The sequence below is a fragment of the Bifidobacterium parmae genome, assembly GCF_002860365.1.
In the GTDB taxonomy this organism is placed as follows: domain Bacteria; phylum Actinomycetota; class Actinomycetes; order Actinomycetales; family Bifidobacteriaceae; genus Bifidobacterium; species Bifidobacterium parmae.
The window spans coordinates 19913-41671 of sequence record NZ_NMWT01000017.1 but is presented as its reverse complement, the minus strand read 5'-3'; the positions used below and the strand labels follow the sequence as shown (position 1 = coordinate 41671).

Annotated in this window: 15 protein-coding genes; 12 read left to right on the top strand and 3 right to left on the bottom strand. The window is 66.8% G+C overall.

The window, feature by feature from the left end; translation table 11 throughout:
- Positions 1 to 52: 52 nt before the first annotated feature.
- On the top strand, positions 53 to 1330 hold the full coding sequence (locus tag Uis4E_RS06805; RefSeq protein WP_101622447.1) for a glutamate-cysteine ligase family protein: 1278 nt from the start codon (positions 53 to 55) through the stop codon (positions 1328 to 1330).
- Between the two features lie 97 nt (positions 1331 to 1427).
- Here the strand turns inward: Uis4E_RS06805 and Uis4E_RS06800 are convergent, their stop codons facing one another.
- Positions 1428 to 2483 carry a LacI family DNA-binding transcriptional regulator gene (locus Uis4E_RS06800; RefSeq protein WP_101622446.1) on the bottom strand — a complete coding sequence of 352 codons (1056 nt, stop codon included), beginning with the start codon at positions 2481 to 2483 and terminating at the stop codon, positions 1428 to 1430.
- Between the two features lie 364 nt (positions 2484 to 2847).
- Here Uis4E_RS06800 and Uis4E_RS06795 point away from each other — a divergent pair, with 364 nt between their 5' ends.
- The 3 genes from Uis4E_RS06795 (at position 2848) to Uis4E_RS06785 (ending at position 8320) form a co-directional block, all read left to right on the top strand.
- Positions 2848 to 4158: an MFS transporter gene (locus tag Uis4E_RS06795; protein WP_101622445.1), complete on the top strand. Its 1311-nt coding sequence runs from the start codon at positions 2848 to 2850 to the stop codon at positions 4156 to 4158.
- 89 nt (positions 4159 to 4247) lie between these two features.
- Positions 4248 to 6938: an alpha-L-rhamnosidase gene (locus tag Uis4E_RS06790; protein ID WP_101622444.1), complete on the top strand. Its 2691-nt coding sequence runs from the start codon at positions 4248 to 4250 to the stop codon at positions 6936 to 6938.
- An 89-nt stretch (positions 6939 to 7027) separates the two neighbouring features.
- Positions 7028 to 8320, top strand: a complete 1293-nt coding sequence (locus tag Uis4E_RS06785) for an MFS transporter (protein ID WP_101622443.1) — start codon at positions 7028 to 7030, stop codon at positions 8318 to 8320.
- 73 nt (positions 8321 to 8393) lie between these two features.
- On the opposite strand, the gene Uis4E_RS06780 is transcribed toward Uis4E_RS06785, so the two are convergent.
- Entirely contained in the window at positions 8394 to 9674 is a 1281-nt protein-coding gene (locus Uis4E_RS06780) for an ATP-binding protein (protein ID WP_101622442.1), read from the bottom strand.
- Between the two features lie 225 nt (positions 9675 to 9899).
- Here Uis4E_RS06780 and Uis4E_RS11885 point away from each other — a divergent pair, with 225 nt between their 5' ends.
- The 6 genes from Uis4E_RS11885 to Uis4E_RS06755 all read left to right on the top strand — a co-directional run bounded on the left by Uis4E_RS11885 (position 9900) and on the right by Uis4E_RS06755 (position 17560).
- On the top strand, positions 9900 to 10040 hold the full coding sequence (locus Uis4E_RS11885; protein ID WP_165784895.1) for a hypothetical protein: 141 nt from the start codon (positions 9900 to 9902) through the stop codon (positions 10038 to 10040).
- 40 nt (positions 10041 to 10080) lie between these two features.
- Entirely contained in the window at positions 10081 to 10713 is a 633-nt protein-coding gene (locus tag Uis4E_RS06775) for a TetR/AcrR family transcriptional regulator (RefSeq protein ID WP_101622441.1), read from the top strand.
- A gap of 259 nt (positions 10714 to 10972) precedes the next feature.
- Positions 10973 to 12301 carry an MFS transporter gene (locus tag Uis4E_RS06770; RefSeq protein ID WP_101622440.1) on the top strand — a complete coding sequence of 443 codons (1329 nt, stop codon included), beginning with the start codon at positions 10973 to 10975 and terminating at the stop codon, positions 12299 to 12301.
- 103 nt (positions 12302 to 12404) lie between these two features.
- Complete coding sequence (locus Uis4E_RS06765) at positions 12405 to 13751, top strand: glycoside hydrolase family 30 protein (RefSeq protein ID WP_101622439.1); 1347 nt, start codon at positions 12405 to 12407, stop codon at positions 13749 to 13751.
- A 48-nt stretch (positions 13752 to 13799) separates the two neighbouring features.
- Positions 13800 to 16187: a glycoside hydrolase family 3 N-terminal domain-containing protein gene (locus Uis4E_RS06760; RefSeq protein WP_101622438.1), complete on the top strand. Its 2388-nt coding sequence runs from the start codon at positions 13800 to 13802 to the stop codon at positions 16185 to 16187.
- Between the two features lie 167 nt (positions 16188 to 16354).
- Positions 16355 to 17560, top strand: a complete 1206-nt coding sequence (locus tag Uis4E_RS06755) for a glycoside hydrolase family 5 protein (protein WP_243394405.1) — start codon at positions 16355 to 16357, stop codon at positions 17558 to 17560.
- 135 nt (positions 17561 to 17695) lie between these two features.
- Here Uis4E_RS06755 and Uis4E_RS06750 read toward each other — a convergent pair whose 3' ends face one another.
- A complete protein-coding gene (locus tag Uis4E_RS06750) occupies positions 17696 to 18973 on the bottom strand; it encodes an MFS transporter (RefSeq protein ID WP_101622437.1) in 1278 nt (425 codons plus the stop codon).
- 267 nt (positions 18974 to 19240) lie between these two features.
- Here Uis4E_RS06750 and Uis4E_RS06745 point away from each other — a divergent pair, with 267 nt between their 5' ends.
- Both Uis4E_RS06745 and Uis4E_RS06740 read left to right on the top strand, forming a co-directional pair.
- Positions 19241 to 19945 carry a TetR/AcrR family transcriptional regulator gene (locus Uis4E_RS06745; protein WP_101622436.1) on the top strand — a complete coding sequence of 235 codons (705 nt, stop codon included), beginning with the start codon at positions 19241 to 19243 and terminating at the stop codon, positions 19943 to 19945.
- Between the two features lie 220 nt (positions 19946 to 20165).
- A complete protein-coding gene (locus Uis4E_RS06740; RefSeq protein WP_101622435.1) occupies positions 20166 to 21755 on the top strand; it encodes a DUF5605 domain-containing protein in 1590 nt (529 codons plus the stop codon).
- The last annotated feature ends 4 nt before the right edge of the window (positions 21756 to 21759 follow it).

Genomic DNA, 21759 nt, shown 5'->3' with positions numbered 1-21759 from the left:
ATTCGCGGGCGCGCGGCGGGGCGTGTAGACACGCTCGCCTACCATACCGCTTATGGTCACTCCCAGAATCAGCTATGCGCATCTGCTCGCCAAGCCGAACCCGAAGCATGTCGAGAGCCTCCTGAAGTTCTTCGAGGCCGGACGCTCCAAGCGCGGCACCGGCGGATTCGGCGTCGAGATCGAGCACCTGCCGGTGCACAACGCCGACGACACCGCCGTGAGCTACTACGAGCCGAACGGCATCGAGGCGCTGCTCAAACGTCTCGCCCCGTACTACGACGAAAGCAAGGAGTACTGGGAGAACGGGCATCTGGTGGGCCTCGGCCGCAAGGGCGTCTCCGTCTCGCTCGAACCGGGCGGCCAGGTCGAGACCTCGATCGGAATCCTGCATCAGCCGTCCGACCTCAACCAGCTGTACGGCCAGTTCCGCCGCGAGGCCGACCCGATCCTCGACGAGCTGGGCTTCCGCCTCGTCAACTACGGCTACCAGCCGAAGTCGAGCTACGCGGACGTGCCCGTCAACCCGAAGGACCGTTATGACGCGATGACCGACTATCTCGGCCGCGTCGGCCAGTTCGGCCCGTGCATGATGCGCTGCTCCGCCTCCACGCAGGTGAGCATCGATTTCGTCGACGAGCAGGACGCCATCGACAAGATGCGCGTCGGCACCGCCATCGGCCCGATCCTCGCCTGGTTCTTCCGCAACACCCCATACTTCGAGGGGCGCGTCAACCCGTACCCGCTGCTGCGCCAGCGCATGTGGGATTATCTCGACTTCCAGCGCACCAACGTGATCCCCGGCCTGTACGACCAGCGGTTCACGTGGGAGGACTACGCGGTCGACGTGCTGTCCACGCCGCTCATGTTCGCCGACCTCACGCACACGCCCGAGGCGGTCGAATCCGGTCTGAGCCGCAAGGAGCTGCACCGCGCCGCCTTCCGCGAGAACGCGGGCGACGTGTACCCGGACCGCGAGCTCAACGCGTACGAGATCAACCACATCATCTCCACGCACTTCAACGACGTGCGCCTCAAGAACTTCATCGAGTTCCGTCATTGGGATTCGCTGCCGATCGAACGCGCGGAGCGTCTCACCGAGATCATCGCCTCCCTGTACTATGTGCCGTCCAACCGCATCCGTCTCGAAAGCTACTTCGACGGGCTCACTGAGGAGGACGTGTTCGAGGCGAAGGCGAACATCCAGGCGCATGGCCGCGAATCCAACCCGTACGGCCAGCCGCTCGACTTCTGGCGCGAGTTCCTCGGCCTCGAAGGCCTGCTCGAGGACATCCCCGGCGACCCGAAGCACCCGGACGTGTTCCAGCGCTGAGTCCGGTCCGCCGGTTCGCGCGTATCGCGCATGACCGGGGCGGGATGCCGATGGCGTCCCGCCCCTTGCCGTATCCGCCCGTATCGGCCGTGCCGGGTCAGTCCGTCGTCGCGCCGTCCGGGGTTCTGCGCGTGGATTCCCTGCGCACGAGCGTCGGTTCGAGCAGCATCGTGCCGTGGACGTGGGTGATGGGGTCCTCGAGGTAGTCGAGCATCTGCAGCATCGCCTTCCGGCCCATGTCGACGCCGGGCGCCTGCACCACGGTCAGCGGCATCGGGCTGACGGCCGGCAGGTGCGCTCCTTCCGAGCCGATGACGGCGATGTCGTCCGGCACGCGCAGCACGCCGCGCTCCTCCAATCCGACGATGATGCCGACGGCGACCGCGTCCGCCACGGCGACGATGCCGTCGGGCGCGTCCTGAGGCTTCCCGGACAGCGCGAGTCCCAGCTGGTAGCCGTCCTCGACCATGAGTCCGCCCGAATCGATGAGCGTGAACGTCACGTCGCCGCCCGCGGCCATCACCGCCTTCTGCACGCCGAGCTGACGGTCCTGCACCTGCTCGTAGTCGAACGAGTGCGCCGCGAACGCGATGCGGCGGCAGCCGGTGCGGATGAGCTCCTCGGCGGCGATGCGGCCGACGGACAGGTTGTTCTCGAGGATCGCGCACGCGGGCTCGCAGCCGTGCGGATGGGAATGGTCGACGACGATGACGGGGATGCCGGCCGCGCGCGCGGCGGCCACGTCCTGCGCGGAGTCCTGCACGGTGCTCAGCAGGATGCCGGTGACCTTCATGCCGATGAGGAGGTCGACCAGCGCGTGCTGGCGTTCGAGGTCGGACGAGGCGTTGAGCGCGATCACCTGCATGCCGTTCTCCTCGCACACCTCCTGTACGCCTTCGAAGACCGAGGTGAACAGCGAATGTTCGATGTCGGTCATCACGTAGCCGATGACCGGCGTGCCTTTGGCGGAGGGTCCCGGCGCGGGGGCGGAACGGCGCGGCACGTAGCCGAGTTCGGCGATGGCGGCGCCGATCTTGGCCTTGAGCGTGTCGGAGACGCGTTCGGGGTAGTTGAGGTAGTTGGAGACGGTGCCGATGGAGACGCCCGCCCGTTTCGCGACGTCCGACACGCCGACCTTCCTGCGTGCTGGCATGATGCCTCCTTCGTGGTCCCGCGGGGGTTGTGAGGGTTCACATCATTGGAACCCCGCCTGTTCACGCTTCCACTGTACGGCATGTGGGTGCCACATATTCAATGAAACACGCCGGTATTTTTCAATCCGAATTGAAATATTCAATTTGAAATGATATATTCATACCAACGAAATCACCGAGGATTGTCGGCCGGCGATGCGGCGGGTCTGCGGGGAAATCGCGAGGATTCAAGTATTTGATGGTGATTGATTGTGCCTGATGAGAGGTTGAAATCACATTGAAATACTTGAAACAACTGAAATGGAAGTCGTCTCCGATTCATGCGAAGGCGATGGGAATGGATTCAGCAGTAAGGAAGAACACATGAACGCTTCAACGAAGCAGGGCAACGGTCTCGGCAAGTACATGCCGCTCGCCTTCGCCGCCGGCATCGGCTCGATGCTCGGCTCCGGCATCATCGTCGGCCTGTCGGCCACCATCGTCGTCTGGCAGGAGGGCCTCGGCCTCGACGCCACGCAGGTCGGCCTGCTCTCCGGCATCCTGACCTTCGCCATCGCGTTCGGCTCCCTGTTCGGCGGCCGCATCGCCGACCGCATCGGCCGCGTGCTGTTCTTCAACTGGATCAACCTGTTCTACGCCATCGGCGCCGCGATCTGCATCTTCGCCGGCGACTTCACGATGCTGCTCGTCGGCCTGATCATCGCGGGCCTCGCCTCCGGCGCCGACCTGCCGGTCTCGATGACCGTCGTCTCCCACGACGCCCCCGACGACGCCACCGCCGCACGTCTTGTCTCCACCACGCAGGTGTTCTGGCAGGTCGGCGTGTTCATCTCCTTCATCTGCGCGTTCCTCGTCTCCACGATGTCCGGCGCCACCGGCGGCCGCGTGGTCTTCACCATCCTCGCCGCGTTCGCCGTCGTCGCATGGCTGTGGCGCGTCGCGTCCCCGACCTTCCGCCGCTTCCACGAGGAGGCCGACGCCCGCGACGCCGCCCGTCCCGCCGGCGTGGCCGACTCCGCCAAGGTGTCCGTCACCAAGGTGCTGTTCGGCGCCGACAGGAAGATCCTGCTCACCTACTTCCTCGCCATCGTGGTCTTCTACTGCGGCTGGAACCTGCTGGCCAACACGTGGGGCCAGTTCCAGACCTACATGTTCTCCAAGGCCGGCGCCACCCAGTCGCTCGCCACCGGCCTGGGCATCATCCTCAACCTCGTCACCCTCGTCCTCAACATCGTCTTCGCGTCCATCGCCGGCGGCAAGTACCGCAACAAGGCGTTCTTCGCCGGCATCGTCATCAGCATCATCGCCATGGTGGCCATGGCGCTCGGCGGCGCGAACCTGTGGGTCATCGTCGGCGCCACCGCGTTCATGAACCTCGGATCCCCGCTCGCCGGCGAGGCCATGTACAAGGTGTGGACGCAGGAATCCTTCCCGATCGAGATCCGCGCCTCCGTGCAGGGCTTCATCAACGGCTTCTCCCGCCTGTGCTGCGGCCTGTTCGCCCTCGTCACCCCGGCGCTCGTGCTGCCCGAGACCATCCAGACCACCATGTGGTGCTTCGCCGGCATCGTCGTGATCGAAGGCATCGCCGGCACGGTCATGATCCGCGCCCAGAAGAAGTACGGCACCGACGAGGAACGCCAGCTCGCCAAGGCCGCGCAGGCCGCCGCCTGAACCGGCACGGCTCCCCTCCGCGAAACGAGGAGGGGAGCCGGCCCTGCATCGCACGCATCCCGAATCCCATCGACAAAGGAGTCCCAGCCATGACCGACACCACCGCATCCGCACCCCTGATCGTGCCCGCCGCCCCCGTCGACGGCCTCGACATCGCCTCCCTCACCGTCGAGCATTACCCCGGCGACGTCCTCGGCATCCCCGCCGCCAGGCCGCGCCTCAACTGGACCTACACGCGCGAAGTCCCCGCCGACGCGCAGATCCTGCTCACGCTCACCCGCCGCACGCCCGGCTCCAAGCCCCGCGAACAGCACACCTACCTGCCCGTCGACGGCAACGTGCTCGTGCCCTGGCAGTTCGAGCCGCTCGTCTCGCGCGAGGAGGCGAGCGCCACCGTGCAGGTCGTCTCCGCCTCCCACCAGCCGCTCGGCGCCCCCAGCGCCGCCCTCCGCTTCGAAGCCGGCCTGTTCGACGAACACGACCACATCGCCGACTTCGTCGGCCCCTCCTGGCCCGAAGCGGAAAGCGACCACCGCCACCTGCCGCTCGTGCGCACCGAGGTCGAACTCAAGGCGGCCCCCGTGCGCGCCCGCCTCTACCTGACCGCGCTCGGCCTCGTCGAGGCGGAGATCAACGGCCGCAAGGTCGGCCATGACGCGCTCACCCCCGGCTGGACCAACTACGACAACCGCGTCGAGATGTGGACCTACGACGTGACCGACGCCCTCGACGCCGGCGCGAACGCGATGGGATTCTGGCTCGGCGACGGCTGGTACCGCGGCCGCCTCGGCTTCGACGGCGGCTACGCGAACTACTACGGCGACCGCCTCGGCGTGTTCGCCCAGCTCGAGGTCGAATACGCCGACGGCACCACCGACGCCGTCTACTCCAACTCCTGGGACCGCCGCTGGAAGACCGAGCTCGGCCCGATCGTCTGCTCCGACCTGTGCGAGGGCGAACGCTACGACGCCCGCCTCGAAATGCCCGGCTGGTCCGAACCCGGCTTCGACGACTCCGCCTGGAAACCCGTCGCCGAGGTCTACTACGACCCCGCACGCATCGAGAACCCGACCGCCTCGCCCGTGCGCGCCCACGAACGCCACGATCCCGTCTCCATCGACCGCATCGGCTCCACCGACGACGGCCGCGGCATCTGGCTCGTCGACTTCGGCCAGAACTGCACGCAGCGCATCCGCCTGAACATGCGCGGGCTCGCCGCCGGCCAGAGCGTCACGCTGCGCCACGTCGAAGTCCTCGAACCGGACGGGACCATCGCCACGCGCACCCTGCGCCGCGGCCAGCAGTGCGACGTGTACACCTCCGACGGCGCCGACGCCTGGTGGGAGCCGCGCTTCGCGATGCACGGCTTCCGCTACGCGCAGATCGAAGGCTTCGCCGGCGAACTCGCAGCCGACGACATGGACTGCCGCGTCTACCACTCCGTCATGACGCGCGCCGGCGGACTCGAGACCTCCGACCCGCTGCTCGACCGCCTGCACGCCAACGCCGTATGGTCGATGCGTTCCAACTTCGTGTCCATCCCCACCGACTGCCCGCAGCGCGACGAGCGCATGGGCTGGACCGGCGACATCTGCCTGTTCGTGCCCACCGCCGCCTACCTGTACGACGTGCACGGGTTCCTGTCCAGCTGGTTGAAGGACGTGCGCGCCGACCAGGCCAAGTGGGGCACCGTGCCGTTCTACGTGCCGTTCGTCCCGCTCGGCATCTGGGCGCACCCGCAGGCCATCTCCACGTGGGGCGACTCCGCCGTCGAAGTGCCGTGGACCCTCTACATGGAATCCGGCGACCCGCAGGTGCTCGCCGACTCGTGGGAGCTGAGCCGCGACTGGATCGACGAGGTCGCCGGATACCTCTCCGACGACGGCGTATGGGACCGCAGGCCCGACTACCCGCTCGGACAGCTCGGCGACTGGCTCGACCCCACCGCCCCGCCGGACGACCCCACCCAGGCCATGACCGAGAAGGAGCTCGTCGCCACCGCCTTCTACGCCCGCTCCTGCACGCAGGCCACGCGCATCGCCGAAATCCTCGGCCACGAGGAGGAGACCCGCCGCTTCGCCGCCCTGCGCGACAAGGTGACCGCCGGGTTCCTCGCCCGCTTCACCCACCTCGACGGCACGATGACCTCCGACACGCAATGCGCCTACGCGCTCGCCATCGCCTTCGGCCTGCTTGACGGCGAACCGGTGCGCAAGGTCAAGGCGGGCAACCGCCTCGCCTGCCTCGTGCGCGAATCGGGCGGCAAGGTGAGCACCGGCTTCGCCGGCACCCCGTTCGTGCTGCCCGCCCTCACCATGACCGGTCACAACGAGGAGGCGTACGCGCTGCTCACCTCCACCGAATGCCCCAGCTGGCTCTACCAGGTCACGATGGGCGCCACCACCACGTGGGAGCGTTGGGACTCGATGCGTCCCGACCGTTCGCTCAACCCCGGCGGCATGACCTCGTTCAACCACTACGCGCTCGGCTCGGTGGCCGAATGGATGCACGCGCACATCGGCGGCCTCGAAGCCGTCGAACCCGGATGGAAGCGGTTCCGCGTCGCGCCCGTCGTCGGCGGCGGTCTCACCCACGCCTCCACCTCCCACCTGACGCCGTACGGCACCGCCGCCGTCTCGTGGACCTTGGCCGACGACGACGCGGACGCCGTCGACCTGACCGTCACCGTGCCGGTCGGCGCCACCGCCGTCGTGGACGTGCCCGGCCACGAGACCGAGGAGCTCGCCGCCGGCGTCCATCACCTGCGCCTCGCCCGCTGAGCCGCATCGCATCGCACATAGGCCGCCGTCCGCCCGCACGCGAGGGCGGACGGCCCCACGCATCGCACACACGAAAGGGAATACACACCATGGCACTCAAGGAAGAGACCGCCGCCGGCATGCCGTCCGACATCGCCCCGGACAGCGGACGCCCGCTCACCACGACCGAGAAATGGCGCTTCGGCATCGGCTTCGCATTGTTCTCGCTGATCTGGATGACCGCCGGCACCTCCGGCTCGCAGGTGCTCCTGCCGCAACGGTTCACCGAACTCGGCATCGGTGTGCCCGAGGTGATCTTCGGCACGATGAACTCCGTCGGCTGCGTGTTCGCGCTCGCCGCCAACATCATCTTCGGCGCGCTGAGCGACATGACGCGTTCCCGATTCGGCAAACGCAACCCATGGGTCGTGCTCGGCGGCATCGTCACCGCCGCCGGCTATCTGTTCGCCGCCAACAGCGTCGCGCTCGCCGGCATCGTCGGCGGATGGTGCGTCGTGCAGATCGGTGTGAACATGATGATCGCGCCCGCCGTCGCCGTGCTCTCCGACCGCATCCCCGAAAGCACGCGCGGCACGTTCTCCGCCTTCTACGGCGGCGCGCAGATCGTCGGCCAGTCCGCCGGCACGTTCCTGGGCGCGCAGTTCATCAAGCACATGGGCGCGGGCTTCCTCACCGGCACCGTGCTGTTCGCCGTCACCGGCATCGTCGCCGTGCTCATCTGGCCGCGCGAACGCTCGTCCAAGGATGCGGGCGTGACCGTCGAACGCCGCACCGCCGCCGACATCGCCCGCTCGTTCATCCCGCCGACGCGCAACTGCCGCGACTTCTACCTCGCGCTCGTCGGCCGCCTGCTGCTCATGGTCGGCTGGTCGATGGTCGCCACCTACCAGCTGTACATCCTGCAGAAGTACGTGGGGCTCTCCGTCGACGACTCCGGCACGGCGATCTCCACGATGTCGGTGATCTCGATGGTCGTGCTCATCGTCACCTCCGTGGTCTCCGGCCCGATCTCCGACCGCCTGCAGCGCCGCAAGATCATCGTCGCCGTCGGCTCGGTGATCATCGCCGCCGGCATCGCCATCCCGATCGCCATGCCCACCGCGCTGGGCATGATGCTCTACGCGGGCGTCGCCGGCACCGGCTACGGCATCTACATCGCCGTCGACCAGGCGCTCAACGTGGACGTGCTGCCCAGCCAGGAGGAGGCCGGCAAGGATCTCGGCATCCTCAACCTCGCCAACACGGTCGGTCAGGTGCTCGCCCCCGTGCTCGTCGGCGGCATCGTCGTGGCGACGGACAGCTACAGGCTGATCTTCCCGATCGCCATCGCCTGCGTGCTCGTCGGCGCCGTCGTCATCATGCTCATCCGCAAGGTGAAGTGACGGTGTCTCCGGTGCGTCTGTAGCGGACCGGTCCGCCGGCGGGCCCGCTGCAGGCGCACCGTCGTCGTCCTCGTCACCGTTCGTCGTGGAGCAGCCAGTCCTTGGCGTTGACGACGGTGATGCCTTCGTCGCTGATGCCGGCCGAATAGGGGTCGAGCGTGACGATCAGGCGGGGGAACGCGTCGGTGAGTGCCAGAAGGGGGGCGAACTCCCGTGCGCGGGTGGTCTCGTCCAGCAGGCTCGCGGTGACTTGGATGTACAGTTTCCGTGTCCCGCCTGATTCCATGCGGCTGGCTATGAAGTCGATCTCCGCCTTGTCGCTGGTGCCGATGCTGACCGCATAGCCGCGTCGGATCAGTTCCATGTATACGGCGCATTCCAGCTTTGCTCCGACGTCACGGGGTGAGAACCCGGTGACGAGTCCCCGGAAGCCGTTATCCACCGGATAGTATTTGCTGAGCGGGCGCAGCACGGTCTTGCCCTGCATGCCTTCCTGCTCGGCACGGTACAGCAGGAATGCGTGGCGCAACGCCTCGACCTGACTGGTGACGGTTCCCGTGCTGATGGGGTGTCCGGCGCTGGTCAGGGTGTTGGCGACGTTGCGCGCGGAGAACAGCGATCCCGAGGTCGAGAACAGGAAGCGGCTCAGTTTCTCCAATCCGTCCAGATCGCGTATGCCGTATCGTTGCGCCACGTCTTTGAACAGGATGGACCGGTAGATGTCGCGCAGTTCGGCGCCGATGGTTTCGGCGGTGCGCGTGCGCAGGGCGAACAGTCCGGGCATGCCGCCGTACAACAGGTATTCGGCGAGCAGATCGTCATCGGATCGTTCCGGCGCATCCGTCAGATTGCGTGAGAATCCGAGATATTCGCCGAATGACAGCGGGAATGAAGGAATCTCGATGTACCGTCCGGTCAGATAGGTGGCGAGGTCGCTGGAGAGCAGGTTGGCGTTGGATCCGGTGATGTAGACATCGGTGTGTTCTCGGGTATGCAGGCGCCGGACAACCTTCTCCCATCCGGGGACGTCCTGGATCTCATCCAACATCACGGTGAACGGGTATGCCTCATCGGCTTCGCCAGTCGCCCGTATGAGTTCTTCGTGCAGATCCGCGGCATCGTAGTCGAGGGGCACATCGAATGCGTCGAACCGCTTGTAGAACAGGTTTTGCTCGGGAACGCCGTCCGCGGCCAGCGCGTCGGCGAACATGGCGAGGGCGGTCGATTTTCCGCAGCGTCTGACTCCGATGATGACCTTGACGTCGGGGGTGTCGCGATGGGCGAGGATTCGGCCAAGCAGCTCCGGTCTCGGGAGATAATGTGGGGTGTTCCGTTCGTTGTGACTGATCACCATGAGCTCGATTCGGTAAGAACGTCAAATATACTGGTCAATTATAGTTTTTGAATTGTGATTGTCCAATGTATTTGACGTTTTGTATATCGTGCGTTGGTCTCGTATGCGACCGTGCGCTGCGATCGGAGCAGGGGGGACGGGCGATCCGCGACGGAGGGCGGTTGCCGATTCGGCAATCATTGCGGTATGGCGTAACGCGTATTGCGGGCCGTGCCGGTGGCGACGATGCTGCTCGTGTTCGAGCTTGCGCAGCACGTAGGCGGCTCGGTTCTTGTTGATGCCGAGACGTTGCTGGATCTCCATGCGAGACATGCCGGATCGGGCTTGCGCGAGCAGTTCGAGCGTGACTTCCTCCAGCGTGCCTGAGAATGGTGGTGTCGAACGGGTATTCGATATACTGGCGGGCATGGCTACGGTGAAGCAGAAGCGGGTGCGCAAGAGCCCCGAGGAGAGGCGTGCGGAGATCACGGCGGCGGCGATCCGTCTGGTGGGGGAGAAGGGCTACTACGGCACCTCGCTCAAGGACGTGGCCGACGCGGTGGGCATGAGCCAGCCCGGCCTGCTGCACTACATCGGCAACAAGGAGGGCCTGCTGTCGCTGCTCATCACCGACGGATACGACATGTACGGCACCCCCGACGACTTCATGCGGTCGGGGCTGCCGGGCAGCGGTCCGGACCGGCTGCTGTTCCCCGCCTACCTGCGGTATCTGGTGCGCTACAACGCGCGGCGGCGCGAGCTCGTGCGCCTGTACATGATCCTCGAATCCGAGTCGTTCAGTCCCGACCACCCGCTGCGCGAGTACTTCGAGCATCGTTCCGAGGCGGTGTGGGACCACTATTCCCGCTATGCGTGGACGATTCCGCCCGAGATGGGGGAGTGGTCGGAGACGATGCGCCCGGTGGTGCGCCGGTGCGTCGAGGCGATGGACGGCGTGCAGCTGCGATGGATGCGGGAGCCTCCGGTGGACCTGTACGACGAATGGCTGGCGTTCGAGGCGATGATTTTCCCTTCGCCGGTATGGGACGGATACCGGTAGCCGGCGGCGGACGCCCCGTGTGTGCGGGGTGGCCGCCGCGTCTGTATCTATGATTTGTTAGATAAATTGGTGTCGCGACACGCCGTATTCCGGTTGTGATTGCGTCAACATTGGCGGAATCTTGGGATTTCTAATACCTAATAGACGTTAGATAACTCCTTGACAAGGGTTTTCCCTCGGTGTTATGCTCTCATTATATCTAATGAACGTTAGATAAAAAGTCAACGCAGACAGCGGAAGCAAGAAACAGAGGTCAAGGATGATTGCACCAACCGCAATCCCCGCCGACGAACGTCTGGCGGCATACAACGCGAACATCGAGGCGGCCGACAAGGACCCGGCCCTGTCGCCGGAGACCGGCAGGACGATGGACAAGGCCACGCTGATCCGGTTCGGCGTCGGATTCCTGGTCTTCGGCCTGCTGTGGATGAGCGGCCTGGCCATCGTGTCCGCCGTGCTGCTCACCAAGCACCTGCAGTCCATCTTCGGCCCGGACGTCGAAGGCCTGACCGGCGTGATCAACGCCTGCACCGCCGTCGCGTCCCTCGTCTCCAACCTGCTGTTCGGCACCCTGTCCGACCGCTCCCGCTCCAAGTGGGGCCGCCGCACCCCGTTCATCGTGCTCGGCGCCATCCTCGGCGGCGCGACCCTGTTCCTCACCGGCATGGTGACCAACGCCGTGGCCATCACCGTCATCTACTGCCTGTGCATGTTCGGCCTCAACGCCATGATCGCCCCGCTGGTCGCCATGATCTCCGACCGCATCCCGATGAACGTGCGCGGCACCATGTCCGCCTTCTTCGGCGCCGGCCAGACCTGCGGCGCCCCGATCGGCACCCTCATCGGCTCCGCGTTCATCCTCGACCCGTTCCCGGGCTTCGTCCTCGCCGGCGTCCTCATGTTCCTCGGCGGCGTCGTCGCCGTCGTCATCGTGCCGAAGGAATCCTCCGCCGACTTCCTGCCCAAGGACGAGGGCAAGGCCACCGACGTGCTCCGCAGCTTCATCCCGCCGAAATTCTCCACCGCCCACGACTTCTACAAGGCGTTCGCCGGCCGCCTGTGCATGCTGCTGAGCTACCAGATGATCACCGTCTACCAGCTGCTCATCTTCCAGAAGTACATCGGCCTGGACGACAAGGCCGCCGGCGCCGCCATGGCCACCATGTCCCTCATCACCATGGTCGTCTCCCTGTCCGGCTCCGTGGTCGCCGGCCCGATCTCCGACGTCATCGGCCGCCGCAAGCTGCCCGTCATCGCCGCCTCCATCCTGTTCGCCATCGGCATGGCCATGCCGTGGATCATGCCGACCGCCATGGGCATGTTCCTCTACGCCGGCATCGCCGGCCTCGGCTACGGCGTCTACTCCTCCGTCGACCAGGCCCTCAACGTGGACGTGCTGCCCAACAAGGAGGAGGCCGGCAAGGACCTCGGCGTCCTCAACCTCGCCACCACGCTCGGCCAGATGCTCGGCCCGGTGCTCATGTCCGTCATCACCATCACCCTCGGCTACGCCGCCGCCTTCCCGATCTCCATCGTGTTCGCGCTGCTCGGCTGCGTGTTCATCATGATGATCAAGGGCGTCAAGTAACCCCATCGGGCAATCCCGCATCCCTCATCCATCGGACGTCACATACCCCCCGGAACGTCATCACATACCGGAACATCATCGCAGACAAGGAAAGGACCCCATCATGACCACCTGGATCGCCACCACCCCCGACGCGAAGCTCGCCGACCGTTCGGCCGAGATCGCCGCCACCGGCGCCACGAGCGCGCCGGACCTCGCGCTCGACGGCACCGAGCATCAGGCGCTGCGCGGCTTCGGCGGCTGCTTCAACGAGCTCGGCTGGCTGCCGCTGCAGACCGTCACCGAAGCCGAACGCGACCAGATCATCAAGGAGCTGTTCAGCCCGGACGAGATGAACTTCACGTTCAACCGCGCGCCCGTCGGCGCCAATGACTTCGCCGACCACTGGTACAGCTACGACGAGGTCGACGGCGACTACGAGATGGAGCACTTCTCCGTCGAACACGACGAGCGGACCCTCATCCCGTACATCCACCGCGCCCAGGAATGGCAGCCGGACATGCGCCTCTTCGCCAGCCCGTGGTCCCCGCCGACCTGGATGAAGCGCCCGAAGGCCTACAACTACGGCCGCCTCGTGCGCACGCCCGAGAACCTCAGGGCCTACGCCAAGTACCTCGTCAAGTACGTGCAGGCGTACGCCGAACATGGCATCACGGTCGACCAGCTGCACGTGCAGAACGAGGTGTTCGCCGACCAGAAGTTCCCGAGCGCCCTGTGGGATTCCGACGCGCTCAAGGAGTTCATCCGCGACTACCTCGGCCCCGCCTTCGACGAGGCCGGCCTCGACGCCGACATCTGGCTGGGCACGCTCAACGGCCCGGAGGACATGGCCTGGACCGGCGACGGCTACGGCATGAAGCTCAACAACTACAACCGCTTCGTCGACGACATCCTCTTCGACGACGGTGCCCGCCACTACATCAAGGGCATCGCCTACCAGTGGGCCGGCCAGAACTGCATCGCGCGCACGCACGAATCCTGGCCGGAGATCGAGCTCATTCAGTCCGAGTCCGAGTGCGGCGACGGCAAGAACACGTGGGAGTACGCCGAATACGTGTTCCACCTCGTCAACCACTATTTCAGGAACGGCGCCACCGCGTACACCTACTGGAACATGATCCTCGACGATCAGGATTCCACGTGGGGCTGGTGGCAGAACTCCCTGTTCACCATCACCGCCGACACGCACGAGGTGCGCCGCAACCCCGAATACTACGTGATGCGCCACTTCTCCGCGTACGTGCGCCCCGGCGCGAAGGTGCTCGGCACCACCGGCCACTTCAATTCCATGGCCATCGCCTTCCGCAACCCGGACGGCACGGTGGTCGTCGTGGCCCAGAACGCGCTGGAGACCGAGCGTCCGTTCGAGTTCGCCGACCCGGCCGACGCCTCGCGCGGCCTCAAGGTCACGCTCGCGCCGCGCTCCTTCAACACCTTCGTCATCGACTGACTACGATCGACTGACAACGCTTGGCATCCAAGGAAGGACGACGACACGATGACCGAAACCTCCACGACCACGGAACCACTGCCCTACGAGAACCCAGACCTGCCCGTCTCCGAGCGCATCGCCGACCTGCTCGGCCGCATGACCCTCGAGGAGAAGGTCGGCCAGATGATGCAGCTCGACGCCCGCGGCGGCGACCTCGACGACCTCATCGTGGGCCGCCACGTCGGCTCCATCCTGCACACCAGCCCGGAGGACCTGCCCCGCGCCGTCGAGACCGTCAACACCAGGACCCGCCTGCACATCCCGCTGGTCATCGGCGACGACTGCATCCACGGCTACTCCTTCTGGCCCGGCGCCACCATCTTCCCCTCCCAGCTCGGCATGGCCGTCAGCTGGGACCCGGAGGCCGTCGAGGCCGCCGGACACGCCACCGCCGAGGAGGTGTCCTGCACCGGCGTGCACTGGACGTTCTCCCCGGTGCTGTGCATCGCCCGCGACACCCGCTGGGGGCGCGTGGACGAGACCTTCGGCGAGGATCCGACGCTCATCGGCGAACTCGCCTCCGCCATGGTCCGAGGCTACCAGGGCGGCGCCAAGGCCGGCGAGCCGCTGCCGAAGGACGCGATCCTCGCCTGCGCCAAGCACTTCGCCGGATACTCCGAGACCCAGGGCGGCCGCGACGCCTCCGAGGCCGACCTGAGCCACCGCAAGCTCGAATCCTGGTTCCTGCCGCCGTTCGAACGCGTCGCCAAGGAGGGCTGCGGCACGTTCATGCTCGGCTACGAGTCCATCGAGGGCGTGCCGGTCACGTTCAACAAGTGGCTGCTCACCGACAAGCTGCGCGGCGCCTGGAAGTACGACGGCACGCTCATCACCGACTGGGACAACGTCGGCCGCTCCGTGTGGGAGCAGCACGTCAAGCCCGACTACGTGCACGCCGCCGCCGACGCGGTCCGCGCCGGCAACGACCTGGTCATGACCACCCCGCGGTTCTACGACGGCGCCATCGAGGCCGTCAGGACCGGTCTGCTCGACGAATCGCTCATCGACGAGGCCGTCGCGCGCATCCTCGCCCTGAAGTTCCGCCTCGGCCTGTTCGAGGACCCGCGCCTGCCCGACGCGGCCCGCATCAAGGCCGTCATCGGCTCCGCGGAGCACCGCCGCGTCAACCTCGAACTCGCCCGCGAATCCGTCGCCCTGCTGCGCAACGACGGCGGACTGCCGTTCGACGCCCGCCCGGTCGCGGCGGTCGCCGGAACCGGCTCCGGCGCGCGCAAGCGCATCGCCGTGGTTGGCCCGCTCGCCGACGACGCCCAGAACCAGCTCGGCGACTGGGCCGGCAACTCCGGCCAGGTCGGCTGGATGCCCGACGGCCACCCGCGCGACATGATCACCACCGTGCTCGACGGATTCCGCAAGATCGCCGGCGACGCATGCGAGGTCACCTACGCCCGCGGCGCCGACGTCATCGACCTCGTGCCCGACCCGGAAGGCGAGTTCTACCCGGACGGTCAGCCACGCCCGAAGATCGGCGTGAGCGCGCCCGTCGACCGGGCGCTGCTCGACGAGGCCGTCGCCGCCGCGCGCGAGGCGGACCTCATCGTCGCCGTCGTCGGAGACGTGGTGCAGCTGGTCGGCGAGACCTGCTCCACCGCCACGCTCGAACTGCTCGGCGGCCAGAACGCGCTGCTCGACGCGATCGCCGCGGTCTCCCGCGAGACCGGCAAGCCGATGGTCACCGTGCTCGTGAGCTCCAAACCGCAGGTGCTGCCGCGCTCCATCGTCGGCGATTCCGGCGTGCTCGCCGGCCGCTGCAACGATCCCGCCGCCGGCGCCGGTTCCATCCTGTGGGCACCGAACCCGGGCATGGAGGGCGGCCGGGCCATCGCCGAGATCATCCTCGGCGAGGTGAACCCGTCCGGCAGGCTCCCGATCACCTTCCCGCGCCACGCGGGCCAGCTGCCGGTCTACTACAACCAGATCCGCGGCCAGCACGGCGACCGCTACGCCGACCTCACGCAGGACCCGGCGTTCGCGTTCGGCGAGGGCGAGGGCTACACGACGTTCGCCTACGGCGAGCCGACGATCGTCGGCGGCGCGTCGAACGCGGACGGCACGTTCGCGCGATCCGACACCGTGCACGCCGAGATTGCCCTCACCAACACGGGGCGCCGCGCGGGCACCGAGGTCGTGCAGGCGTACGTGGGCGACATCGTCACCTCCTACAGCTGGACCGACCGCGAGCTCAAGGCGTTCCGCCGCGTCACGCTCGAGCCGGGCGAGACCGCGACCGTCGCGTTCGACATCCCGGTCGCCGACTGCACCATCGTGGACGCCGACGCCAACCGCATCGTCGAGCCCGGCGAGTTCGAGCTCCTCATCGGCCACTCGTCGCGTCGCACGGACTTGAAGCGCGTCACTTTCACCGTCGCGTGACGGTATCGGCTCCCGGACATGCGTGAACCCCCGATCCCGCCCACCCCGGCGGGCCGGGGGTTTCACGCTGCGAGGGAACCGGCGTGCGTTCGTCCCGATCGCCCCTCCCCGGGAACCGTCCGGCCTATGCTTGCATGAAGGACGGTTGCGGCGGAACGGGGACGGCGATGCATGACGTGAACGGGAACATGACGGATGCGGCGACCGCCGACGAACGCATCGACGGCGTGAACCTCGGCGGCTGGCTGGTGCTGGAGCGGTGGATGACGCCCGGCCTGTTCCGCGCGAGCGGCGAGGAGGACGAGATCTGGCTGCACCGGACGGCCGACCCGGCCGAACTGGAACGCCTGCTGCGCCGTCATCGCGACACCTACGTCACCGAAGACGATTTCCGCGCCATCGCCGCCCATGGGTTGAATCTCGTGCGCATCCCCGTGCCGTATTTCGTCTTCGGCGACGTGCCCGGCCATCCCGGCTGCATCGACCATCTCGACCGCGCGTTCGACTGGGCGGAACGCGTCGGAATCAAGGTACTCATCGACCTGCACACCGTGCCCGGCTCGCAGAACGGATTCGACAACGGCGGCATCACCGGTGTGGTCCGCTGGCACAGGAGTCCGCGGCACGTCGCGTTCGCGCTGGACGTGCTCGCCCGTCTCGCGGAACGCTACCGCGACCGGCCCGCGCTGTACGGCATCGAAGTGCTCAACGAGCCGGTCGACCGGCTCACCTACCTCCTGTCGCCGTCGAGCTCGCGTGCGAAGGACCCGCGTGAGGCGCGGGGGAGCGGGCACATTCCGACGCGGTTCCTCAAACGGTTCTACCGTGCGGCGTACCGGCGTCTGCGGCCGATCCTCGGCGACGATCCCGTCATCGTCTTCCACGACGGATTCCGGCTCGGGCGGTGGCGCGGCTGGTTCGCGCGCGAAGGCATGCGGAACGTCCTCCTCGACACGCACGTCTATCTCGTCATGTCGGAACGGCCCGAGGCGCTGTTCCGCGCGCTGCCGGACGCGTGGCTCATGCGCTGGTACCGGCTGTTCACGGCGTGGCACGCGCGCCGCATCCGCCGCGCCGCGCGGTTCACGCCGGTCATGGTCGGCGAATGGTGCATCGCGAACCGGCTCGCGGCGCGCGTGGACGACGTCGCGCGCCGCCGCGACGTCTACCGCGCGGTCGCCGCGATGCAGCGCGACGCGTGGAACGTCTCCGCCGGGCGGATCTACTGGAGTTATCGTCTGCGCGGCGGCCGCGACGTGTCCGGCCGGCTCGCGCGCCTCGCGCCGGTCGGCGGCGACGGCATCGTGACGGACGACTCGCGTCTCGACCCGTGGGATCTCACGCACGTGTGGCACGCGGGATGGATGGCGTGACGATGTGATTCCGCGCGACTGCGCGTATACGTGACGGCGTCCCGCCCGTCGAGCCGAATCGCTTCGGTTTCGACGGGCGGGACGCCGTCACGTCATGGGATGGGGATGTCGGTCGGACCGTCCGTCAGGCGGACGTCACTTCACCTTCCTGATGAAGAGGATGATGACGGCGCCGACCATGACGGCGGCGATGGCGACCGGGAACACGAGGAAGTAGTTGCCGTCGGTGGCCACGACGATCGAGGAGACCGCGATCGGGGCGATGACCTGGCCGAGCGTGTTGGCGAGGTTGAGGATGCCGAGATCCTTGCCGGCCTCGTCCGGGTTCGGCAGCACGTCGATGTTGAGCGCCTGGTCGACGGCCATGTAGATGCCGTATCCGATGCCCATGAGCGCGGCGTAGGCGAGCATCGCGGTCTTGGTGGGCCACAGCCACGGCACGGCGATGCCGACGGCGATGATGGCGGAGGAGATGAACACGGGCAGCTTGCGCTTGCCGATGCGGTCGGAGATCGGGCCGGAGGCGAGGGAGACGGCCAGGGAGACGACCATGGTGATGACCGCCATCGTGGACACGGTGGCCGAGGCGGCGACCTTGTCCTGGCCGATGTAGCGCATGCACACGTACAGCTGGTAGCCGACGATCATGTTGTAGCCGAAGATGAGCATCAGACGGCCGACGAGCGCCTTGTAGAAGTCGGCGGCGCCCTTGGTCGGCGGACGGAACTGCATCAGCGTGGACTTGAGGTCGAAGCGTTCGCCGTCCGCGGCCTTGGAGGGCAGCTCGCGGGGGATGAGGAGGACGGTGCCCAGACCGCACAGGAACCAGCAGACCGTGCCGATGAGGAAGCCGGTCTTCGGGGCGTTGATGAACGCGGAGCCGATGATGGTGCCCATCGACTGGCCGACGATCTGGCCGGCGCCGTAGAAGGCGCTCATCGTGCCGCGGTACTTCTGCGGCACGCGGTCGGACAGGATCGCCACGCACGGCGCGATCATGCAGTTCAGACCGATCTGCAGCAGCGACCAGGAGGCGACGATGGTGACGAGCGTGGGGGAGATGGAGGTCAGGTAGAAGCCGATGCCGGCGATCGGGCCGCCGACGATGATCCACGGGGTGCGCTTGCCGAAGCGGGAGTGCGAGGAGTCGGACAGCGCGCCGAAGATGACGTTGGAGATGAGGGCGAAGATGATGCCGATGGAGTTCATCGTGCCCAGGATCGTCTCGCCGCGGCCGATGCCGAGCGTGTCGAAGCGGGCGGGCAGCAGGACGGTCGAGCCGATGGTGCCCGACATCATGAAGACGACGCAGAAGAAGATGAAGCCGGCGCCGAAGCGGCCGAGGTTGAGCTTGCTGACGGGTTTGCCGGTGTCCGGGGCCAGTTCCTCGCTGGCGATTGCCTGGGTTTCCATGGGATGCCTTCCTTGGCGGTATGGATGGGTGGGTGGGTAACTGCTGTGTTCCGGTTGAGTAGTTGGTAATTACTACTCGGTAACTTCAGAATATAGAAACGGCTCCTGGGTTTGTCAAAAGCGGCGTGTCGCGATGCGTTTCCCAAAGTCGGTGGCAGAATGATTACCACATAGTAACCATTGATGTGAGGGGTTCGTCGCCGAAGTCGATGTAGGGCGGGGCGCCGTGGGCGGACCGCCCGCGTCCACGCCTGCCGGGGAGCCTCGATGGGGGATGAAACCGCGATGGAGAACATGAACGAACGCTCGCGCATCGCCGAGCTGATCAACGACCACGCCGCCGACGCTCGGCGGAAGAAGCCCGCGCGGAAGCGCATGAGCTCGGAGGAGCGGTTCGAGCAGATCGTCGACGTGGCGGTGAACCTCATCGCGCAGAAGGGCTACTACGGCATGTCCCTGCAGGACGTCGCCAACGAGATCGGCATCTCGCAGACAGCCGTGATTCATCGGGTCAAGAGCAAGCAGGGGCTGCTCATCGCCGTCATCGAACGCCACTACGACAAGTCGGACGCCATCGCGCGCTATCTCGCGCGTTTCGCGCCAGGCGGCGACCGCGAGGGCGACAGGCCGCGCATCCCCGAGGCGCTGCACGAGGTGGTCGAACAGCAGGTGCGACGCCCGCAGCTGGCCAAGGTGTTCGAGATGCTCAACGCCGAGGCGATGTCGCCGGTGCATCCCGCCTACTCCTATTTCGCCGAGCGTCCGGCGCGCATGGCCGCCGAGTTCCGCGCCCACGAATGGCTGCTGCCGGAGGGGGTCGACGGTGAATTCGTCTACATGCTGGCGAACGCCGCGCTCTACGGTCTGGAGGGCCGCTGGCTGGCCAACCCGGACGGCATCGACTTCGTCGCCGAATGGGAACGGTATGCCGACTACCTGTTCCCATCGCCGCAATGGGACGGCTGCCGCTGAACCGGTCCGGGCGGCGGGTCCAGAGCGGTGGTCCAGAGCGGTGGCTCAGAGTGGCCGCCGGCGTGTCGCGCGATTTGACAGCGTCGTCGCATCGTCGTAACTTACCTATCAGTAACTAATAACGAACGGATGGGTTCCGGTATCCGCCCGTTATCGGTCACGACAACGCAACCACCCGCGCACGTCGCCGTGCGCACCCAGATACAGAAAGCGCCCCATCATGAACGAACCGATGCATGTCGAGCAGTACGCGATGTTCGAACTCAACCTCACCGGAACCGCCGCCGGCAACCCCTACGCGGACGTCGAACTGTCCGCCACGTTCACCCACACGGCGACCGGCCGCACCATCGAGGTCGGCGGCTTCTACCGCGGCGAAGGCCGCTACGGCGTGCGCTTCATGCCCGTCGGCACCGGCGCATGGACCTACGAGACCCATGCCACCGACCCGGCGCTCGCCGGCCATGCCGGCGCGATCGCCGTCGACCCGGCATCCGAAGGCAACCACGGCCGCGTGCTGCCCGCCAGGGACGTCGCCAAGGGCGCGGCCCGCGACGCCTACGGCCCCGAGCTCGCCTACCGCTTCAGCTACGAGGACGGCACCGACTACCAGCCGTACGGCACCACCTGCTACGCATGGACCAACCAGGCGCCGGACGTGCAGGACCGCACCGTCGAAACCCTCGCGCACGCGCCCTTCAACAAGATCCGCATGTGCGTGTTCCCCAAGTTCTACGACTTCAACACCGCCGACCCCGCCATGTTCGCCTACCCGGGCTCCATGGCCGAGGGATTCGACCACACGCGCTTCAACGAGCCGTTCTTCGAGAACCTCGACCGTCGCATCGCGCAGCTGCGCGACCTCGGCATCGAGGCGGACGTCATCCTGCTGCACCCGTACGACAAGCCCGAATGGGGCTTCTCGAAGATGACCAAGGCCGAGGACGAGTTCTACCTCAAGTACATGGCCCGCCGCTACGGCGCCTACCGCAACATCTGGTGGTCCCTGGCCAACGAGTACGACCTCCTGCCCTGGAAGAGCCTCGAGGACTGGCGCGACTACGCCCGCGTCGTCATGGGCAACGACGCGTTCGGCCACCTGCGCTCCATCCACAACTGCATCCCGATCTACGACTACAACGAGCCGTGGTGCACCCACTGCTCCATCCAGCGCGTCGACGTCACCCGCACCACCGAATGCGTGGCCGACTGGCGCAAGGCCTACGGCAAGCCGGTCGTGTGCGACGAACCCGGCTACGAGGGCAACATCTACTGGGGCTGGGGCAACCTGACCGGCGAGGAGCTCACCCGCCGCTTCTGGGAGGGCGCCATGCGCGGCGGCTACGTGACCCACGGCGAGACCTTCATCGACAAGGGCGAGCAGGTCTGGTGGGCCCACGGCGGCGAACTGCACGGCGAATCGCCGGCCCGCATCGCATTCATGAGGAAGGTCTTCGCCGACGTTCCGCTCGACGCCACGCCGCTCGACGCCTCCCTCGCGCCAGGCGACGTCTGGCCGGTCGCCTCGCCGCTGCCCGAGGGCACGGCGCTGACCCCGACGCTCGAGAAGGGCATCCAGTACTGGGACGTGCCGGTCCTGCGCTCCGGCACCGACTTCCAGCTCGTCTACCTCGGCTGGTTCCGTCCCGCCTACCGTGAGTTCCCGCTGCCCGCCGGCGCCAGGTACACGGTCGACGTCATCGACACGTGGAACATGACCGTCGAGACGCTGCCCGGCGTCTACGAGGGCAAGGTGAGGGTCGAACTCGGCCGCCAGTACATGGCCGTGCGCATCCGCAAGGTCGCCTGAGGAG

Excerpts from the sequence above, each read along its gene's own strand:
- Uis4E_RS06800 (WP_101622446.1), bottom strand. The coding sequence starts at position 2,483 with ATGCCAGCACGCAGGAAGGTCGGCGTGTCGGACGTCGCGAAACGGGCG.
- Uis4E_RS11885 (WP_165784895.1), top strand. The coding sequence starts at position 9,900 with ATGCTGCTCGTGTTCGAGCTTGCGCAGCACGTAGGCGGCTCGGTTCTT.
- Uis4E_RS06755 (WP_243394405.1), top strand. The coding sequence starts at position 16,355 with ATGCATGACGTGAACGGGAACATGACGGATGCGGCGACCGCCGACGAA.
- Uis4E_RS06785 (WP_101622443.1), top strand. The coding sequence starts at position 7,028 with ATGGCACTCAAGGAAGAGACCGCCGCCGGCATGCCGTCCGACATCGCC.
- Uis4E_RS06795 (WP_101622445.1), top strand. The coding sequence starts at position 2,848 with ATGAACGCTTCAACGAAGCAGGGCAACGGTCTCGGCAAGTACATGCCG.
- Uis4E_RS06790 (WP_101622444.1), top strand. The coding sequence starts at position 4,248 with ATGACCGACACCACCGCATCCGCACCCCTGATCGTGCCCGCCGCCCCC.
- Uis4E_RS06780 (WP_101622442.1), bottom strand. The coding sequence starts at position 9,674 with ATGGTGATCAGTCACAACGAACGGAACACCCCACATTATCTCCCGAGA.
- Uis4E_RS06765 (WP_101622439.1), top strand. The coding sequence starts at position 12,405 with ATGACCACCTGGATCGCCACCACCCCCGACGCGAAGCTCGCCGACCGT.
- Uis4E_RS06770 (WP_101622440.1), top strand. The coding sequence starts at position 10,973 with ATGATTGCACCAACCGCAATCCCCGCCGACGAACGTCTGGCGGCATAC.
- Uis4E_RS06750 (WP_101622437.1), bottom strand. The coding sequence starts at position 18,973 with ATGGAAACCCAGGCAATCGCCAGCGAGGAACTGGCCCCGGACACCGGC.
- Uis4E_RS06760 (WP_101622438.1), top strand. The coding sequence starts at position 13,800 with ATGACCGAAACCTCCACGACCACGGAACCACTGCCCTACGAGAACCCA.
- Uis4E_RS06740 (WP_101622435.1), top strand. The coding sequence starts at position 20,166 with ATGAACGAACCGATGCATGTCGAGCAGTACGCGATGTTCGAACTCAAC.
- Uis4E_RS06775 (WP_101622441.1), top strand. The coding sequence starts at position 10,081 with ATGGCTACGGTGAAGCAGAAGCGGGTGCGCAAGAGCCCCGAGGAGAGG.
- Uis4E_RS06805 (WP_101622447.1), top strand. The coding sequence starts at position 53 with ATGGTCACTCCCAGAATCAGCTATGCGCATCTGCTCGCCAAGCCGAAC.
- Uis4E_RS06745 (WP_101622436.1), top strand. The coding sequence starts at position 19,241 with ATGGGGGATGAAACCGCGATGGAGAACATGAACGAACGCTCGCGCATC.